Below are 15,881 nucleotides of genomic sequence, written 5' to 3' on the forward strand. Positions count from 1 at the left end.
GGTTGACGTCACGCGAGAGGTAGGCGACCGCACGTCGCATCACCTCGGCCTCCTGCTCGAGCAGACGGATCCGCTTCTTGGCCTCACGCAGCTCGGCTGACTCGGCCGCGGTCGGGCCTGGCCGGGCACCGTCCTCGATGTCGGCTTTCTTCATCCAGCCGTGAAGGCAGCCCTCGGAGATCCCGAAGTCCTTCGCGATCTGGTTCAACGGAGCTTCGCCCTTGCGGGCAACGGCCACGACATCGTCGCGGAACTCCTTGGGGTACGGCTTCGGCATGACAGACATCCTTCCAGCGAGGAGCGATCCTCACAGGTCAGGTGTCAACCGATCCCTGGGCAGTCCCATCTTCGGAAAGGTCCTCCACGAGCACGTCGTCGCCGCGTCGGAGACCTACAACACCGCGCTCGAACGCCGGCTGACCGAAGCGCTCGGGGTGCAGTTCGTCGAGCGGCCCGGTACCGCGCGGGACAAGCGGCCGGTACGCGAGATCGACGGTGTCGACCTGGCGCTGTGCGAGAAGTGGTCGCAGCGGCGGTCCGACATCGTGGTGCGCCAACGTGAGCTGTCGAGAGAGTTCGCCTCGTCGCACGGGCGGGCTCCGACGCCAACCGAGGCGGTCGCACTCGCGCAGCAGGCGAACCTGGAGACTCGGGATGCGAAGCACGAGCCGCGGTCGTACGCCGACCAGCGGGCACTATGGCGGGCCGAAGCCGTCGGCACGCTCGGCTCGGACCGCGACGTTGCACAAATGGTGTCGGCGGCGTTGCACCCTGTCCGGCGAGCACAGCACGGGATGTCGGCTGCGTGGGTCCACGAGACGGCGGCGCGGGTCGTCGCAGAACTCGAAGCGCGCCGCGCGACATGGCAGATCTGGCACGTGCGTGCCGAGGCGCAGCGGCAGGTGCGCGATGTTGCAGCTCCGGCGGATCGGCTCGCCGAGGTGGTCGAGTGGGTCGTCGACGATGTCATCGGGCGACTGTCGGTCAATCTCTCCCCCGACCTCGACTCGGTCAGTGAGCCTGGCCCCTTGCGGCGTCGTAACGGCGAGAGTGTCTACCGGCACTCCGGTGCCGACCAGCACACCAGCCAGCGGATCCTCGATGCCGAGCAGCGGATCGTCGCGGCGGCCGGTCGGTGTGACGGGTTCGCCTGGTCGACCGACGACGTGGAGCTTTCGGTGCTCGCCGCACGGCTCGATGGGGAGCGACTTAACCGTGGGCAGGAAGCTTTGGTGGGCGCGATGGCCACGAGCGGAAACCGGGTGCAGCTAGCGCTTGCTCCGGCCGGGTCGGGCAAGACGACCGCGATGCGGGCGCTGGCCAACGTGTGGATAGAAGGCGGCGCCAACGTCGTCGGGCTTGCACCGTCGGCGGCCGCTGCGGCTGCACTTGCCGAAGCGACCGGGATCGCGTGCGAGACGCTCGCGAAGCTCGACCACGACTTGGCCTACTCCCCCGGCTCCGCTCTGGTTGGCTCCACTGGTCCAGGCACATTGGTGGTGATCGACGAGGCCGGGATGGCCGACACCCTCACGCTCGACCGGGTCATCGAGTACGCCGTCGCCCGTGGTGCGTCGGTCCGGCTCATCGGTGACGATCAGCAGCTCGCCGCGATCGGCGCCGGCGGCGTACTCCGCGACATCGCCACCACCCACGGCGCTCTTCAACTCGACGAACTCATCCGCTTCACCGACCCGACCGAGGCCGAAGCATCGCTCGACCTGCGCGATGGCGAACCGGCAGCGCTCGGGTTCTACGTCGACCACGACCGCGTGCACGTCGGTGACGCCGTCACCTGTGCCGACGCAGTCTTCGACGCCTGGGCACGCGAGCGTGCCGGTGGACGCGACTGCCTGATGCTCGCGCCCACACGTGAACTGGTTCGCGAACTCAACCTGCGCGCGCAAGCAGCCCGAGGGCTTGTCGGCTCCTCCGCATTGCTCTCCGACGGCTGTGAGGCGTGCGTTGGCGACGTAGTGATCTCGCGCCGCAACGACCGACGCCTCGGCATCAGCGGTACCGACTGGGTCAAGAATGGCGACCGCTGGATCGTCGCCGGCATCAAGGACGGCGCTCTGTCGGTGCGTCATCACGACTCTGGTTTGCGTACAACGCTCCCCGCGGCGTACGTCGCTGCTCACGTCGAGCTCGGCTACGCCTCCACCGTCCACACCGCCCAGGGCCTCACCACCGACGTCGTGCACGGCATCGTTACCGGCGAGGAGTCGCGGCAGACGCTCTACACGATGCTCACCCGTGGCCGGGTCGAGAACCACGTCCACGTCGTGCTCGCCGATGTCGGCGAGGACCACACCCTGCCGAGCCCGACTCTCGACCGGCAGGCGACCACCACCGAGCTGCTCGAAGGCGTTCTGGCCCGCGACGGTTCTGCGGTCTCGGCAACAACCACCCGGTCGGCGGCTGCTTCACTCGAAGCCCAACTGCAGGAAGCCGTCACCCGGTACGCCGACGCCCTCACCCTGGCCGCTACCAGGACTCGGGTTGACCTCGATGAGGCTCCGGTCGGGCCGCTGCCTTGGCTGGTCGGCATCCCTTCCGACCTTGCGGAACACCCGGCCTGGGGTCCTTACCTCGCCGCGCGAGCTCGACGGATGAGCACGCTCGCGACCGAGGTTCAGGAGCGCGCCTCGACCACGCTCCCCGCCTGGACGAGCCGATACGACGACGTGCTCACTCCCGACCTGCGCCGCGACTTGGCAGTCTGGCGTGCGGCCACCGGCATCAAACCCCACGACCGCGCCATCGCCGGCCCACCACCGACGGACGACCGCGAGTCGGCGTATCACCGCCGCCTGACCCGGACGATCAATGCGCGATACGGCGAAGCCATCAAGGTGTGGGAGGAGCGCATCGTCGAGTACGTCGGCAGGCGCGACGAGCAGACCTTTGAGCTGGCCAAGCAGCTCGACACCTTGAAACGTCGTGGCGTCGACGCCGAGCAGGTCCTCGACCTCGCCGCTGCCCGCAAGCCGCTGCCGGTCGACTGTCCGACGGCGGCGCTGGCCTACCGGGTGAAGGATCTGACCACGCCCAAGCGGAAGCACCCCGCCTTCCCCGTCGACGAACCGTTCCGGCGCTCGGTTTCGGGCTTAAGCGGCCCGAGCCTTGGACTCTGACCATGCGATGCCTCAGATATCTTGGAACGTATCGTCTTGCACGATACACTCCAAGCATGAAGTCCAACGAAGCGCTGCGCACCCTCGCGGAGCTGACCGCCTACCAATGGGGAATGGTGACGTCTGCTCAGGCAAGCATGCGCGGCATCACCCGTCTGGACCTCTCCCGACTCGCCGAGGCCAGCCACCTGGAGCGCCTCGCCCACGGCGTCTACAAGGACGCCGGTGCCCCCGCTGGCCGATTCGACGATCTGCATGCTGCCTGGCTGAGCACTGATCCCAAGCGCCTCGCGGAAGTGCGCATCAAGGACAGCACCAACGACGTGACGGTGGCTGGAGAAACCGCCGCGGACCTCCACGGCATCGGTGACTTCCGAGCTCTCCGCTACGACTTCGTCTCCCCAACTCGACGTCAAAGCCAGCGCCGGGAAATCCGCTACCGCCAACGCACCCTTGACCCACGCGACATCATGCTCGTCGAAGGCATGCCGGTCATGACGATGGAGCGCACGATCGCTGACCTCGTGGATGACAACATAGATCTCAGCCTCGTCGGCGATGCGCTGCGTGACGCATCCAGCAATCGCACCCTCGACCTCCAGCGCCTTCGCGAACTTTTCGCCCCACTTGCCGCACGGGACGGGTTCAAGAAGGGAGACGGTGACGCACTGCTACATCGCCTGATGGAAATTGCGGGCATCGACCTCGATGCTCTCGCCGGGCGCGTGGCAAGAGACGCAACCCTCGGCTCGCTGGTGGCTGCCAAGTTTGTCGGAGGTCTCAGCAAGACTGATCTCAACCGGATCATCATGACGCCCGAGATGGAGAAGTCGCTGCGCACCATCAACGAGAGCCTCGCCGCGACGCTTCAGAGCGCCCTGGCACCACAACTGGCGGCGATGAACGCCAGCACATCGGCCCTCGTCGCGAACCTCCTGGGAGATTCCGGCATCGAGGAGATGCTGCGCAAGTTCTCGACACAGGTCGTCAGCCCTGAACTGGTGAAGGCGCTCAGCCAGAGTTGGGGCGCTGCCAATGCGACGTCGCCGATCGGTCCTGAGACTCTCGCGCTTGCACGTGCCGCACAGAAAGCCGCCGGTCGTGGATGAAATCCAGCCTTATCCCACCAGCGCTGGCGTCGAGACCGCCATCAAGGAAGCAGCAAAGAAGGCGGCGGCTGCCGACTCCTCCCTCGACACGAACGAGCGAATCCGGCTCGAGTACTTCAACCGCTTCCTCAGCCGCATCTTCTCCGAGGGTGACGACTCAGAGTGGGTGCTCAAGGGCGGCACGGGCATGCTTGCTCGCGTGCCGTCAGGCCGGCCGACTCGCGACGTCGACCTGTATCGCAAGGGATACACACTGGACGAGGCCCTCGATGACCTTCGTCGCCTGGCCGCAATCGACCTCGGCGACCACTTCGTATTCCAATACATCGGTCGCGAGACGTCGATCGGCGGCGAGGAACAGCCTTACACCGAGGGCTACGCAGTGTCGTTCGACATCCTCATCGGTGGCCGCAGCAAGAACATCCTGAACGTGGACCTCTCCATCGGCGCAGGACTCACTGCTCCGGTGACGATTACGGAACCAGCGAACGCGCTGGACCTACCAAGGCTGATCCGCCATGAATACCGCGTCTACCCGGTCGTCGACCAGATTGCTGACAAGGTCTGCGCAACCATGCAGACCTACCGCGACCGCCCGTCGAGTCGCGAGAAGGACCTGGTGGATCTGGTCGTGCTCGCCGTCACCCAGAACGTCGACGGCACCGCGCTTGGCTTCGCCATTGCCAGCGAAGCACGACGCCGCCAGATGGAGCCGTTCGAGCACTTCACGGTCCCGTCCACGTGGGGAACCAGATACGCGAAGCTCAGCAAATCGGTGCCCTACTGCGCCGACTACCGCACCGTCGATCTTGCGCGCGAACTCGTCACGCGTCTCATCGATCCCGCACTGACAGGTGAGGGTGAAGACAGGACGTGGCGCCACGACACCCGCTCTTGGAGTTGAGTTTCGTCAGAGCGCCATGCCCTGGTGATGAGTCATCTGGATCAGCCCGTCCAAGGCATCGGCCGCGTGCCGCCTGACGGTCCTTGCTGACATCGCGTGGTCTTCGCTCACCATCTGCGCGACCGACGGCGTCGTCAGGCCGGCTCTCCCCCTGCGCAAGGGCGCCTTCAGCAAATGTGCGGCGTGGGCCAGGTCGAGGAGTAGATCGCGGTCTGCGTCCGACAGGTTCCCAGCGTCGAGCGCGCGGCGGAGCAGGTCGGCGAGCTGCTCCCTGGGATCCTCAACCGCCTCCGACTCGACGGACGGCATCGACTCGTCCAAGCGCTCGACCAACACCGTGGAGTCCCATGCCGGGTCACGACGCTTCGCCAAGTCCCCGACGCCAAGCTCGGCCATCGACTCCCGCGCGACGCGATCGAGGATCTTCTTCGCGACGTACCTATCGTCCGTTGGATCGTGCTCGCAGATCTGGATCCACAGCTGACCGGCCACGATTTCGTCAATCGCGTCGACGAGCCTGCGAAGCTTGCCAGCCAGGAGTGACGCCCCGGGCACCAGGAGCCAGGCCAGCACAAGGAATGCGCGTGCGTCTTCCTGCGCGACGCAGCGAAGCGCGGCCAGTACGACGTCCCGCTCGGCAGGCTCTGCCAGCTTCATCCAGCTGGGGAGGTCCTTGACGTCATCGACCACGGCGAGCGCGGGCTCGGTTCCTTGCCAGCGGGGCCACTCAGCTCGCGCTTCTCGCATGTTTGGGGCATCGAAGTCGTCGACGCCCAGGCTCTTTGCAACGCTCATTGCGTTGCTCCTTCCTGTCTGCCCGGGGTTGGGTGACAGGTAGGTGTGCGGGCGTTCCCGCACGAGGGGCCAAAAACACCTGATCGGATATCATCGGTGCATGGAGCGGCCGACGATCATCGAGATCGCGCGCAAGGCGCGCGGCTGGACCCAGCGCGACCTGGCCGGTGCGGCAGGTACGTCGCAGGCCACCGTGTCGGCGTACGAGCGTCGGGAGAAGTCGCCGTCCCTGGCGGTGATGGAGCGCCTGATCGGCGCGGCCGGCTACTCACTCAGGCTCGACGTCACCGTCGACTTCATCCCGATCAGCTTCGACGGACACACGATCTACCAGATCCCGAACCGCCTCTGGCGGGTCGAGCCACGGCTGAGCTTCAGCAAGGTCACGTTCCCCGACTGGCCGACCTCGCGCGAGAGCGGCGGCTTCATCATGCGCAATTGGGATCTCGCTGTCCGCGAAGAGCGTCGACGGGTCTACGGCTACCTCCTCCGCGAGAGCGTTCCGGTGTGGATCTATCGCTGGGTCGACGGCGCACTCCTCGTCGACCTGTGGGACGAGCTCGACCTGCCGAAGCAGCTACGGGCAGCGTGGCAGCCACTCATCAACGACGCGCGTAACGGCCCCATCGAGAACCCGATCTACGTCGGCTTCGACCACATTCAGAAGGGGAAGAAGGACGAGCTTGCCGAGCGGATAGCCGCTCTTCGCGCCGGCACCGCGCAAGACCTCGCAGGGCCCGGCTGATATCGGCTGATCCCCGAACTGTCGGACCCGCAAGCGACACTGGGAGAAACCCATCCGCGGTCCTGCCCCCTCCGGCGACCGGCTGCGGCAGGATGGAGAACAACCTCGGCGATAATTTTCACAGGCAGGAGTGAGAGATGACCGTTCGCGTGGACGTCGCTCCTTCCGTGCTGTCCTGGGCTTTGGACGTGACCGGAGCCGACGAAGAAGGGCTTCACCGTCGCTTCAAGCTCGACAAGTGGCTCGCTGCGGAAGCCCGACCGACGTTGAAGCAGCTTCAGGACTTCGCGAAGGCCGCGGGGGTTCCGTTCGGCTACCTACTTCTCCCCCAGCCTCCCGCTTGGTCCTTGCCCGTCCCTGACTTCCGGGAAGGGTTCGAGACAGTTCCTACGCCCAGCGCGAACCTCATTGCTGTCATCGGGCAGTCCCAGCGGCGCCAAGAGTGGTATCGCGACTACGCGCTCGCACTCGGTGTCGAGCCTCTGGCATTCGTCGGCTCTGCAGCCGAGCTCCCCCCGTTGGAGGCTGCGGCCGAAATCCGCAGCGCCCTCGACTTCCAGGTGTCCGATCGTCACGGCACGTGGGCTGACACACGCAAGGCGCTGCTACGCGGCTTCGAAACCCTCGGCGGGCTGACCGTCGCGACCTCCATGGTCGAGAACAACACCCGCCGATCTCTCGACGAGAACGAGTTCCGCGGGTTCGCGCTCGTTGATGACATTGCTCCGCTGGTCTTCGTCAACACCCATCAGACCCTCAATGGCCAGATCTTCACCCTCGCCCACGAGTTCGCCCACGTCTGGCGTGGGACCAGTGGCATCGGCAACGAAGACACCCGCTCCGATGGCCAGTCCGACATCGAGCGTTGGTGCAACGCTGTCGCATCCGAGGTCCTCGTACCTCGCGACGACTTGGCCGATCGACACGCACGGGTCGCGAGTGCACCGCTGGTGCAAGCCCTCGACACGCTCGCCCATGATTTCCGCTGCGGAACATTGGTCGTCCTGCAGGCACTGCATCGGACCGGTGTGCGCCGCATCGAGAACTACGCCGCCGCATACGACGCCGAGGTCGTTCGGCTTCGCGACCTCAGCGAGGCGAGGGAAAGTGGTGGCGGCGACCACTACAACAACCAGCCGTTCCGCGTCGGCGAGCGGCTCTCCCGCGCCCTGATTGCAGACGCACTCGAAGGGCGTACTCCCATCACCGAAGCTATGCGCCTGATGTCCATGAAGTCCGCGAGCACATTCGACGAGTACGCCCGCCGCCTCGGAGCAGCCTGATGTATCTCCTCGACGCCAACGCCTTCATGGAGGCGAACCGCCTCTACTACGCGTTCGACATCGCACCTGGTTTCTGGACCTGGCTCGGCGACCCAACCCACGTCGGCCAAGTCGCCTCGATCGGCGCTGTGAAGGACGAGATCACAGCTGGCACGGGCGACCTCGTCGACTGGGCTCGCACCCGACCCGATTCGTTCTGGCTCGATGACACAGCAGACGTGGTCGCGGCCATGACGGAGATCGCCGCCTGGGCAACCAGCCCTGCCCGGCAATACCGGCAAGAAGCGATCGACGAGTTCCTCGACTCCGCGGACTACAAGTTGATCGCCCACGCGCTCGCTACCGGCTCGACAGTCGTCACCCGCGAGCAGCCGGCGCCGGACTCCAAGAAGCGGATCAAGATTCCCGACGTCTGCCTCGCGTTCAACGTTGCGTGGACCGAACCGTTCAGCGCTTACCGTGGACTCGGCTTGAGGCTGGTCGCATAAGCCGCAACACCAATCCTGAGCCCGCCTCGCCCTATGCTTGAGTCACAACTCAATCGTGCGTTCAGGTCCGGGACTTTGGGCAGTTCGACTCTGCTCGTGACCTCCGTCTTGTACCTAATCTGGACTCTCAACATCCAGGCAACCTTCAAAATCGGATTTCGCTGGTCGCTGTTCGGAGCACAGGTGAAGGGAGTGATGCGTATGACCTCTAAGGGATTCGTGCTGCTGACGGTAGGACTCACCACCCACGGTTGGGCCTGGTCCTGAGCGCACGATTCAAGCCCCTCCAGATTCCGCAGGGATTCCGCAGGAGATCCGTTCGAGGCCAGAATCAGCCAACTTCGCCCAACTGTCAAAATCGACGTTTCCCCAGGTCAGACCGTGTTTTCCCGAGTTGACCAACAGGGGCCAACACGGCCTCCGGTGTTCGAGCTCTACTACGACATCTGATCCACGTCGTAGCCCGACAACGGCCCCTGAGCTGCGGAAACGCAGATCAGGGGCCGTTCTCGCCGGCCTGACGTGGGCAATTCCCACGGATCCCGCACGAGATCGGCCCGCTCCTCCCTGACGCCGCCTGGGCATCGTGTCGAACCCTGCTCCCCCGGCGGCGCCCCGCAACGCCACACTGCGTCCATGCGCATCGGAACCTGGAACCTGGAGACTGGAATCACGCTCTGTCGGGCCGGGAGTGGGCAGGCCCCGTCGAGGGACGGCGCTTCGTGCTGGAGACAGCCGGATCTCCGACCATGACGCCTACGTGGTCGCAGTCGCCAGCGCCGCGAGTGTCGAATAGTTGAACGGCCACATCTGCTTCAGTCAATCGCGGCGAATAGACGCACCTGTCGAGGGTTGCGAATTGGGCATGTCCGGACGGTCCGGAACGCCGTCCACACGGATGGCCTGATGGACGGATCCAGCGTGCGATTTCGCTTCTAACGATTGCCCCGCGCGGATGACGTAGCGTCCCATCAAAGTGACTCTCGGAAAGTGAGCGAGGCGGCGGCGTGCCAGCGGTGAGGCGTCGGTTCGCGACGATGCTATTCGGCTTGCCGTTGTTGCCTTGCTGGCCCGGCACTTCGTTGCCTGATTCCGACCCAGCCAGGTCGACGACGTGGCGGGTGGTCTGGTGGCGGCTTCCGAGAGAGGCACGCAGACCCTCATGCCCTATCGGCGCCAGGACGCCGTTCCTGATGCGGCGCACCGCTCGCCTTTCACATCAGCAACATCTCGAGCGTGGGGGTTGAAGTCTGCCGGCTAGCTGTTTCCTGGCTCCGGGGAGAGGTGCTCATGGATACAAGTCCAGGTGTCGCCGTCACGAAGAAGCACGATGGTCTCCCGCTCGAACACCTCGTCCTCGGCGCCGTCCATGATTCGCACGGTGTGGACGCGGTGGGTGTACACCGCGAGGTCGCCGTACTCCTGCACACGTTGCACCGTCGAGGTGCACGCAAGGACCTTGAAGCCTGCCTCGCGTTCCCATTCGGACCACATCGCTTCGTACTCCGCACGCGATTCGACGAGATGGTCGGTGTCGTGGAACAAGAATGTGGCCGCGGGGTCGAAGTGGGCGAAGTAGCGGGCCGAGTCGCTGGATGCGAACGCGGCGACTAGTGAGCTGGCGAATTCCTGCGGGGTCATTGCTTCTCCTGGGATCCGGGCGCCATGGCGCTGAGCAACTCGTAGGCGACGTGCGAGGCCGCGATGCCCGTGATCTCCGCGTGGTCGTAGGCAGGTGACACCTCCACGATGTCGGCTCCGACGATGTCGAGCCCGGCCAGGTCGCGCAGAATGGCGAGCAGCTCGCGACTGGTCATGCCGCCGGCCTCGGGGGTGCCGGTGCCCGGCGCGAAGGCTGGGTCGAGGACGTCGATGTCGATGGAGATGTAGACCGGACGCTCTCCAACTCGTGCTCGGATCCGCTCCGCCACCCCGCCGGCTCCGAGGGCGTCGATCTCAGTGGCGGGGACCATGGCGAAGCCGAGGTCACGGTCATCGACCAGGTCCCGTGCGCCGTACAACGGACCTCGGGTGCCGACGTGGATACACGCCGAGGTGTCGAGAAGCCCCTCCTCGGAGGCTCGGCGGAACGGCGTGCCATGGGTGTAGGCCGCCCCGAAGTAGGTGTCCCAGGTGTCGAGGTGGGCGTCGAAGTGCACCACCGCGACAGGTTCCTCCGAACCCAGGGCGCGGAGTAACGGCAGGGCGATGGTGTGGTCGCCACCCAGCACCAGCAGACGGGGAGCCTGTTCGAGAAGCGCCCGGGCCGAGCGCTCCACCTGGGTGATCGCTTCCTCCAGCGAGAAGGGGTTCGCGGCGATGTCACCGGCGTCGGCAACCTGCTGGGCAGCGAAAGGTGAGACGCCGGTGGCGGGGTTGAAGGGGCGCAGCAGTCGTGACGAGGCGCGGATGTGAGCTGGGCCGAAACGAGCGCCGGGACGGTAGGACACCCCGGCATCGAACGGCACCCCGACGACGGCGAGGTCTGCACTGTCGACCTCGTCCATCCGCGGCAGCTGGGCGAAGGTGGGTGGACCGGCGAACCGGGGCACCAGGCTGTTGTCGATCTGGCCCACGTGCCCGCCCTCCGCGATGCGCGGAGGATTGCCGAACAGCGGTGCGTCACGCGTGGTGTCGTCAGCCATGCGGGTGACCATCGCTCAGTTCTTCGACTGCCGCCTTGTCCGCCGCGCGGTTGCGCGCGATCTGGCGGTGCGATGAGGCGTTCCCGTCCTCCACCACCTCCGCGATGTCCGACTCGCGGGACGGCACCCAGCGCGGACCGTCGGGCCCGAAGACGTAGCGCGGCTCGGGAAACAGGAACAGCGCGGCCACGTAGATCGCAGCAGCGAGGCCGATGGACACGAAGAGGCTGATGTCGACGCCGCCCACAGCGTTGCGCAACGGACCCTCGATCAGGGGCGGGTAGTTGGCGAACAGCAGGCCGCAGACAGCGGCCGGGATCCAGGCCGCCATGCCGCGCCAGTTGATGCCGTTGTGGAACCAGTAGCTGCCTCCGCGCATCCCGAGGTTGAAAACCTGGAGGTCGGCTGCGCTGTAGTAGCCCCGCCGTACGACGTACCCGATGGTCATGATGATCATCCACGGCACCGTGCAGATGACGATCGCACCGATGAAGGCGTTCACGCTGCCGATCAGGTCGAACGCCAGCCGTCCGACGAGGATGAAGACGAACGCGAGCGCCCCGATGAAGAGCGATGCCTGCACCCGACTGAACCTGGGAAAGACTGAGGAGAAGTCGAGCCCGGTGCCGTAGAGCGAGGTGATGCCGGTGGAGAGTCCGCCGAGGAAGGCGACCACCATCAACAACACGGCGTACCAGAGCGGTGAGGCGTTGATCAGCGCCACCACATAGTCGGCCTCGCCGACGACCAGCGTGGCGGTGACCACACCGAAGAGGAACGGCAGCAGGGTGGCGCACTGGCCGGCGAATGTTGCCAGCAACAGCGATCGTGGCGCGGTGCGTTCAGGGATGTAGCGCGACCAGTCGCCCAGGAACGCGCCGAACGAGACCGGGTTGCCCATCACGATGAGAGCGGACAGGACGAACGTTGGCCAGAAGCTGCCCAGCGCGTATGCCCCGGCTCCGGGATCGTAGGAGAGGTCGATTTGTCCGGAGTAGGCAATGACCCCGAGGAGGATCAGGAAGGAGTTGCCGACTACCACCACCTTGTTCACGAGCAGCATGAACGCATACCCGTAGACGACCACGACGATCACGATCGCGCCCAGAAGGGCGTAGATCACCCCCCGCAGCAGGTCGGAGTCGGCCACGCCGAAGAGACGGATCATCGCGCCGACCAGGGCGTCTCCGCTGACCCACACCGAGATCGAGTAGAACGCGATGGCCGTGAGCAGCGAGAGGAACGAGCCGAGGACCCGACCGCGAACGCCGAAGTGGGCTCCGGACGCGACTGCGTTGTTTGTGCCGGTCAATGGACCGAACAACCCCATCGGCATCAGGAACAACGAGCCCATCACTACACCTACGACGGTCGCTGCGACTGCTTGCCACAGAGACAGTCCCAGCAGGATCGGGAAGGTGCCCAAGATGATCGTGGCGAAGGTGTTGGCGCCGCCGAACTGGATCCGGAACAGGTCGACCGGACCGGAGTGGCGATGCTCCGGGGGGATAGTGTCGATTCCGTGCTGCTCGACCTCGGTCGCCCGGGGGCGGTCGATCGGTGCGTCGTGGGCTGGAGCGCTCATCCGTTGCTCATTTCCGAAGGTGGCTCATACGTGCTGCGAGGTGGTTGAACGCTAGGTCAGTGTTTACTGGCATGCAATAGTTGTTGCCCATGAGAATCCATCGTGTCGTCGACCTATGTGTTCCGGTCGACTCCGGGACCGTCGCCTATCCAGGGGACCCGTCACCGAGGTTCGAGGTGCACAGCACTATCGAACGGGACGGATTCAACCTGCTCGACGTACACATGGGGTCCCAGTCGGGCACGCACGTCGACGCCCCCTACCACTTCGAATCGGACGGCCTGCGTCTCGACGAGATCCCGATCGAACGGTTCGTCGGGCCCGGAGTGGTCGTGAACGCCCTCGGTCTGCCGGCACGTGGCCAGATCGGCTGGGAGCACGTCGCGCCGGTCGCAGACCGGCTCGCGCCGGGCGTGATCGTGCTCCTGCGCACGGGCTGGAGCGCGTACTACGGCACACCGTCCTACTTCGAGCACCCGTTCCTCGAGGCCGAGGCCTGCCGGAAGATGCTCGATCTGGGTGTGCGTACGTTCTGCATCGACGCGATCAACATCGACGAGACCCCCGACGACACTCACCCAGGAGTGGGCTTCCCGAGCCACCACCTGATCTCTCGTGCCGGTGGCGTCATCGGCGAGAACTTCCGACTCGAAGACCTTCCAGAGCGTGACTTCCTCGTGGCGTGCACCCCGATCCGGCTCACGGGTGCCGACGGCGGCCCGGTGCGGGCCGTTGCGATAGAACTGGAGCCATGAGCACCAGACGGATCCCCGAGGCGCGGGAACGACCCGCGGTCCACATCGGTGCCAAGCTGCGGGCAGCGCGGAAGCTGCGGTCCCTCACCCTGGACCAGGTGGCGCAAGCGGCAGGCCTCACGAAGGGTTTCGTCAGTCGGCTCGAGCGCGACGACGTCTCGCCGTCCGTGGCCTCTCTCGTGGCCGTCTGCGACACCCTCGGGCTGCGGGTCGGCGACCTGTTCGACCCGCCGCTGACCTCGGTGCTGCGCGCCGGCGAAGGACGGCTCATCAACTTCGGCGGCCATGGAACCGTGGAACGGCTGATCACTCCGGGCACTCAGGCATCACTGGAGGTGATTCACTCGGTGATTGAGCCCGGTGGCGGCGGTGGGGACGAGCTCTACACCCTCGCCTGTGAGGCCGAGTGCGCCTACGTGCTCCGTGGCACCATCGAGGTCGTGCTGGAGAGCGGCTCGGAACTGTTGTCAGCCGGAGACGCCATGACCTTCTCGGGCAGCGCGCCGCACACGTGGAGGAACCCGGGTGCCGAGTCGTGCGAGGTCCTATGGATCCTCGCTCCGGCGCCGTGAGGTTTGCTGTCGAACAACTGCAGCATGGGTAGCGATGTCGGGACTGCCCAGGGATGCGGTCTGGAAGGTGAAGAGGTGGGCGAATGCGAGCCCGAAGACGAGGTAGGGCGTCGTACGGGTCTTCATCAGGTAGCCCAGCGGGAAGGCTGCGAGCAGGGTCAGGATGAGGATCATGAGGGTTCCTTCTGTCGAGGTGGCGTGAGTGGTCGAAGCCGGTCTCAGACGGTCGGGGTCCCGGCGCGGCGAGAGACGACCTCGCGCATCCGGGCGTCCTCAGTCTCGACCGCGTCGTTGACGACCCGGACCTGGTCCGGGTCGTTGACGACCCGGACCTGGTCCGACGTCGTCTCGGTGTGGTGCTCGACGGTGTAGAACCTGACCTCGTGCCCGTCGGGGTCGTGGGTCATGGGCAGGATCCAACCCAGCGTGGCGAAGTGGACCCCCGCGTGCTTGCTGCCGTGCGCGGTCAGCCGGTCGGCGTGCTCGTCGATGGCGGCCTTGTCAGGGACGCCGATGGCGAAGTAGTCGAAACCGGCCGCTGCCCGGGCCCGGTCCGGATCCAGGCGCAGGGCGAACGGCGGACCGCCCTGCGGGTGTTCATGACGACGCCCGTGAGGACCCCGTCCTCACGGAACTCCTGCACGGCCCGGTATCCCAGCCGGGAGAAGTACCACTGCTGGGAGCGGTCCAGGTCGGAGACGGGAAGTTTGAGGTGATGATGCCCCAGCGACGCTGGGCGGCAGTCGCGTCCAGAGTCCCGATGCGTGCGATGCCCGACCCTCACGCCGCCTGCGCCATGGCCGAACTGGAAGGCGTAGGTGTTTGCTCCTCGATCCTCCCGTGGCGGAGCTGCGGCACACACACGATCCGTGGATGGGCGCCACGACTGCGGAGAAGACATTCGCGACCGTCGCTGCCGTGGAGGCCGCCGCCCATGCGGTGTGGGGAGGAGACTGGAATCACGCTCTGTCGGGCCGGGAGTGGGCAGGCTCCGTCGACGGAAGGCGCTCCGTGCTCGATGCCGTCGAGCGACTGGGACTCCACGTCGCCACCGCCACCTCGCCGCACCAGATCGAGGATCTCCTCAGCTTCGCAGGAGAGAGCCGTCTCTCCGACCACGACGCATACGTGGTCGAAGTCGCCAGCGTCACGAGCGTCGAGTAGCCGAGCGGCCACATCCGCTCGGTCCATCGCGGCCAAAGGTGACGGCCAGGGGACGTCGTCGGGACCGAGCCCACACATGCCGGTGGCGGCCGGCTCCGGCAGATGGAGCGGACGCGAGGATTTGAACCTCGACTCCTTCCCTGGAAGGGAAGCGTGCTGCAACTACACCACGTCCGCGAAGCCAGCCTCTGACGAGCCTGGCACGCTCGTAGTATGAACCACCTCCAGGACGCCGCCCTACTTGACACTCCGTCGACGAGCCCAGATCGACGTCAAGGCAACGTCGATTGCGACACCACTCTCATCACGCCCGCGAGGGCAGAACCGCTCGTCGCCCCCGCACCAAGCATCGTCGCCCTGGCCAGACAGATCGTGCGACCCTGCCACTGAAGGGCGGCCAGCTCAGTCGCGCGGCCTCAGGCCCACGTCGCGCACCATCACGAAGTTGCCCAGACCCTTGGGCCGGTCGTGGGTGAAGCCCTCGCGCTCATACCTCGTGCGGGTGTCGTTGTAGAGGACGTCGGGCAACGGCTCGGCCGTGGCGACGTACGCCTTGCGGTGCTGGATGCCGGGCAGCTCCTCGGGTGATCCGTGCTCCGCCCACGCGACCGCCAGGTCGCCCTCGTAGACCAGCGCCGCGTGCGCGATCTCCTCGACCACCAGAGGTTGCTTGAGCACTCGGTTCCCTTCGGCGCTCTG

General features: G+C 66.0%; 17 protein-coding genes and 1 tRNA gene. 9 read left to right on the forward strand and 9 right to left on the reverse strand.

Going from position 1 to position 15,881, the window contains the following annotated elements; translation table 11 throughout:
- Positions 1–277 (reverse strand): transposase (locus BM204_RS18440; RefSeq protein ID WP_143099835.1); only part of this gene is annotated, 277 nt, incomplete at its 3' end.
- On the opposite strand from BM204_RS18440, the gene BM204_RS18445 reads away from it, so the two are divergent.
- From BM204_RS18445 to BM204_RS18455, 3 genes are read left to right on the forward strand one after another with little or no spacing between them, the layout of a single operon-like run.
- Positions 276–3,137 (forward strand): AAA family ATPase, encoded by a 2,862-nt coding sequence (locus BM204_RS18445; protein WP_091116467.1) that lies wholly within the window; start codon positions 276–278, stop codon positions 3,135–3,137. The genes BM204_RS18440 and BM204_RS18445 overlap by 2 nt on opposite strands.
- Before the next feature lie 56 nt (positions 3,138–3,193).
- Positions 3,194–4,246, forward strand: a complete 1,053-nt coding sequence (locus tag BM204_RS18450) for a type IV toxin-antitoxin system AbiEi family antitoxin domain-containing protein (protein ID WP_091116470.1) — start codon at positions 3,194–3,196, stop codon at positions 4,244–4,246.
- Positions 4,239–5,150: a nucleotidyl transferase AbiEii/AbiGii toxin family protein gene (locus BM204_RS18455; RefSeq protein WP_170259251.1), complete on the forward strand. Its 912-nt coding sequence runs from the start codon at positions 4,239–4,241 to the stop codon at positions 5,148–5,150. The genes BM204_RS18450 and BM204_RS18455 overlap by 8 nt, the downstream gene beginning before the upstream one ends.
- A 6-nt stretch (positions 5,151–5,156) precedes the next feature.
- Here BM204_RS18455 and BM204_RS18460 read toward each other — a convergent pair whose 3' ends face one another.
- Positions 5,157–5,945, reverse strand: a complete 789-nt coding sequence (locus BM204_RS18460; protein WP_091116474.1) for a hypothetical protein — start codon at positions 5,943–5,945, stop codon at positions 5,157–5,159.
- Positions 5,946–6,045: 100 nt separating this feature from the next.
- Here BM204_RS18460 and BM204_RS18465 point away from each other — a divergent pair, with 100 nt between their 5' ends.
- The 3 genes from BM204_RS18465 (at position 6,046) to BM204_RS18475 (ending at position 8,461) form a co-directional block, all read left to right on the forward strand.
- Positions 6,046–6,690, forward strand: coding sequence for a helix-turn-helix domain-containing protein (locus BM204_RS18465; protein WP_091116477.1), 645 nt, complete (start codon positions 6,046–6,048; stop codon positions 6,688–6,690).
- Between the two features lie 137 nt (positions 6,691–6,827).
- Positions 6,828–7,973 carry an ImmA/IrrE family metallo-endopeptidase gene (locus tag BM204_RS18470; protein WP_091116479.1) on the forward strand — a complete coding sequence of 382 codons (1,146 nt, stop codon included), beginning with the start codon at positions 6,828–6,830 and terminating at the stop codon, positions 7,971–7,973.
- Complete coding sequence (locus tag BM204_RS18475; protein ID WP_091116481.1) at positions 7,973–8,461, forward strand: DUF4411 family protein; 489 nt, start codon at positions 7,973–7,975, stop codon at positions 8,459–8,461. Before BM204_RS18470 ends, BM204_RS18475 begins: the two co-directional genes overlap by 1 nt.
- Before the next feature lie 1,257 nt (positions 8,462–9,718).
- Here BM204_RS18475 and BM204_RS18480 read toward each other — a convergent pair.
- The 3 genes from BM204_RS18480 to BM204_RS18490 are packed head-to-tail and all read right to left on the reverse strand — an operon-like array spanning position 9,719 to position 12,691.
- Positions 9,719–10,102, reverse strand: coding sequence for a YybH family protein (locus BM204_RS18480; RefSeq protein ID WP_091116484.1), 384 nt, complete (start codon positions 10,100–10,102; stop codon positions 9,719–9,721).
- The gene (gene speB / locus BM204_RS18485; RefSeq protein WP_091116619.1) at positions 10,099–11,106 is read right to left on the reverse strand and encodes an agmatinase; all 1,008 of its coding nucleotides are present in this window, start codon (positions 11,104–11,106) and stop codon (positions 10,099–10,101) included. The genes BM204_RS18480 and speB overlap by 4 nt, the downstream gene beginning before the upstream one ends.
- Complete coding sequence (locus tag BM204_RS18490; protein WP_091116486.1) at positions 11,099–12,691, reverse strand: purine-cytosine permease family protein; 1,593 nt, start codon at positions 12,689–12,691, stop codon at positions 11,099–11,101. Before BM204_RS18490 ends, speB begins: the two co-directional genes overlap by 8 nt.
- Positions 12,692–12,780: 89 nt before the next feature.
- Here BM204_RS18490 and BM204_RS18495 point away from each other — a divergent pair, with 89 nt between their 5' ends.
- Together BM204_RS18495 and BM204_RS18500 are read left to right on the forward strand one after the other, a co-directional pair.
- Complete coding sequence (locus BM204_RS18495; protein ID WP_091116488.1) at positions 12,781–13,446, forward strand: cyclase family protein; 666 nt, start codon at positions 12,781–12,783, stop codon at positions 13,444–13,446.
- Positions 13,443–14,018: a helix-turn-helix domain-containing protein gene (locus BM204_RS18500; protein ID WP_091116490.1), complete on the forward strand. Its 576-nt coding sequence runs from the start codon at positions 13,443–13,445 to the stop codon at positions 14,016–14,018. The genes BM204_RS18495 and BM204_RS18500 overlap by 4 nt, the downstream gene beginning before the upstream one ends.
- Here the strand turns inward: BM204_RS18500 and BM204_RS18505 are convergent.
- Positions 13,992–14,192, reverse strand: a complete 201-nt coding sequence (locus BM204_RS18505; protein ID WP_091116493.1) for a hypothetical protein — start codon at positions 14,190–14,192, stop codon at positions 13,992–13,994. The two genes, BM204_RS18500 and BM204_RS18505, sit on opposite strands and share 27 nt — an antisense overlap.
- 44 nt (positions 14,193–14,236) lie before the next feature.
- On the reverse strand, positions 14,237–14,425 hold the full coding sequence (locus BM204_RS23010) for a hypothetical protein (protein ID WP_218031311.1): 189 nt from the start codon (positions 14,423–14,425) through the stop codon (positions 14,237–14,239).
- Between the two features lie 466 nt (positions 14,426–14,891).
- Between BM204_RS23010 and BM204_RS18515 the strand changes: the two genes are divergently transcribed.
- Positions 14,892–15,182, forward strand: coding sequence for a hypothetical protein (locus tag BM204_RS18515; protein ID WP_091116495.1), 291 nt, complete (start codon positions 14,892–14,894; stop codon positions 15,180–15,182).
- 103 nt (positions 15,183–15,285) lie between these two features.
- Here BM204_RS18515 and BM204_RS18520 read toward each other — a convergent pair.
- Together BM204_RS18520 and BM204_RS18525 are read right to left on the reverse strand one after the other, a co-directional pair.
- Positions 15,286–15,359, reverse strand: a tRNA-Gly gene (locus BM204_RS18520).
- Between the two features lie 225 nt (positions 15,360–15,584).
- A complete protein-coding gene (locus BM204_RS18525; RefSeq protein WP_246166452.1) occupies positions 15,585–15,860 on the reverse strand; it encodes a hypothetical protein in 276 nt (91 codons plus the stop codon).
- Positions 15,861–15,881 lie beyond the last annotated feature (21 nt).

The organism is Nocardioides psychrotolerans (assembly GCF_900113685.1).
In the GTDB taxonomy this organism is placed as follows: Bacteria; Actinomycetota; Actinomycetes; order Propionibacteriales; family Nocardioidaceae; genus Nocardioides; species Nocardioides psychrotolerans.

Coding starts and splice junctions, on each gene's coding strand:
- BM204_RS18445 (WP_091116467.1), top strand. CDS start 276: ATGACAGACATCCTTCCAGCGAGGAGCGATCCTCACAGGTCAGGTGTC.
- BM204_RS18470 (WP_091116479.1), top strand. CDS start 6,828: ATGACCGTTCGCGTGGACGTCGCTCCTTCCGTGCTGTCCTGGGCTTTG.
- BM204_RS18490 (WP_091116486.1), bottom strand. CDS start 12,691: ATGAGCGCTCCAGCCCACGACGCACCGATCGACCGCCCCCGGGCGACC.
- BM204_RS18460 (WP_091116474.1), bottom strand. CDS start 5,945: ATGAGCGTTGCAAAGAGCCTGGGCGTCGACGACTTCGATGCCCCAAAC.
- BM204_RS18450 (WP_091116470.1), top strand. CDS start 3,194: ATGAAGTCCAACGAAGCGCTGCGCACCCTCGCGGAGCTGACCGCCTAC.
- BM204_RS18500 (WP_091116490.1), top strand. CDS start 13,443: ATGAGCACCAGACGGATCCCCGAGGCGCGGGAACGACCCGCGGTCCAC.
- BM204_RS18475 (WP_091116481.1), top strand. CDS start 7,973: ATGTATCTCCTCGACGCCAACGCCTTCATGGAGGCGAACCGCCTCTAC.
- BM204_RS18495 (WP_091116488.1), top strand. CDS start 12,781: ATGAGAATCCATCGTGTCGTCGACCTATGTGTTCCGGTCGACTCCGGG.
- BM204_RS18505 (WP_091116493.1), bottom strand. CDS start 14,192: ATGATCCTCATCCTGACCCTGCTCGCAGCCTTCCCGCTGGGCTACCTG.
- BM204_RS18480 (WP_091116484.1), bottom strand. CDS start 10,102: ATGACCCCGCAGGAATTCGCCAGCTCACTAGTCGCCGCGTTCGCATCC.
- speB (WP_091116619.1), bottom strand. CDS start 11,106: ATGGCTGACGACACCACGCGTGACGCACCGCTGTTCGGCAATCCTCCG.
- BM204_RS18515 (WP_091116495.1), top strand. CDS start 14,892: ATGGGCGCCACGACTGCGGAGAAGACATTCGCGACCGTCGCTGCCGTG.
- BM204_RS18465 (WP_091116477.1), top strand. CDS start 6,046: ATGGAGCGGCCGACGATCATCGAGATCGCGCGCAAGGCGCGCGGCTGG.
- BM204_RS23010 (WP_218031311.1), bottom strand. CDS start 14,425: ATGACCCACGACCCCGACGGGCACGAGGTCAGGTTCTACACCGTCGAG.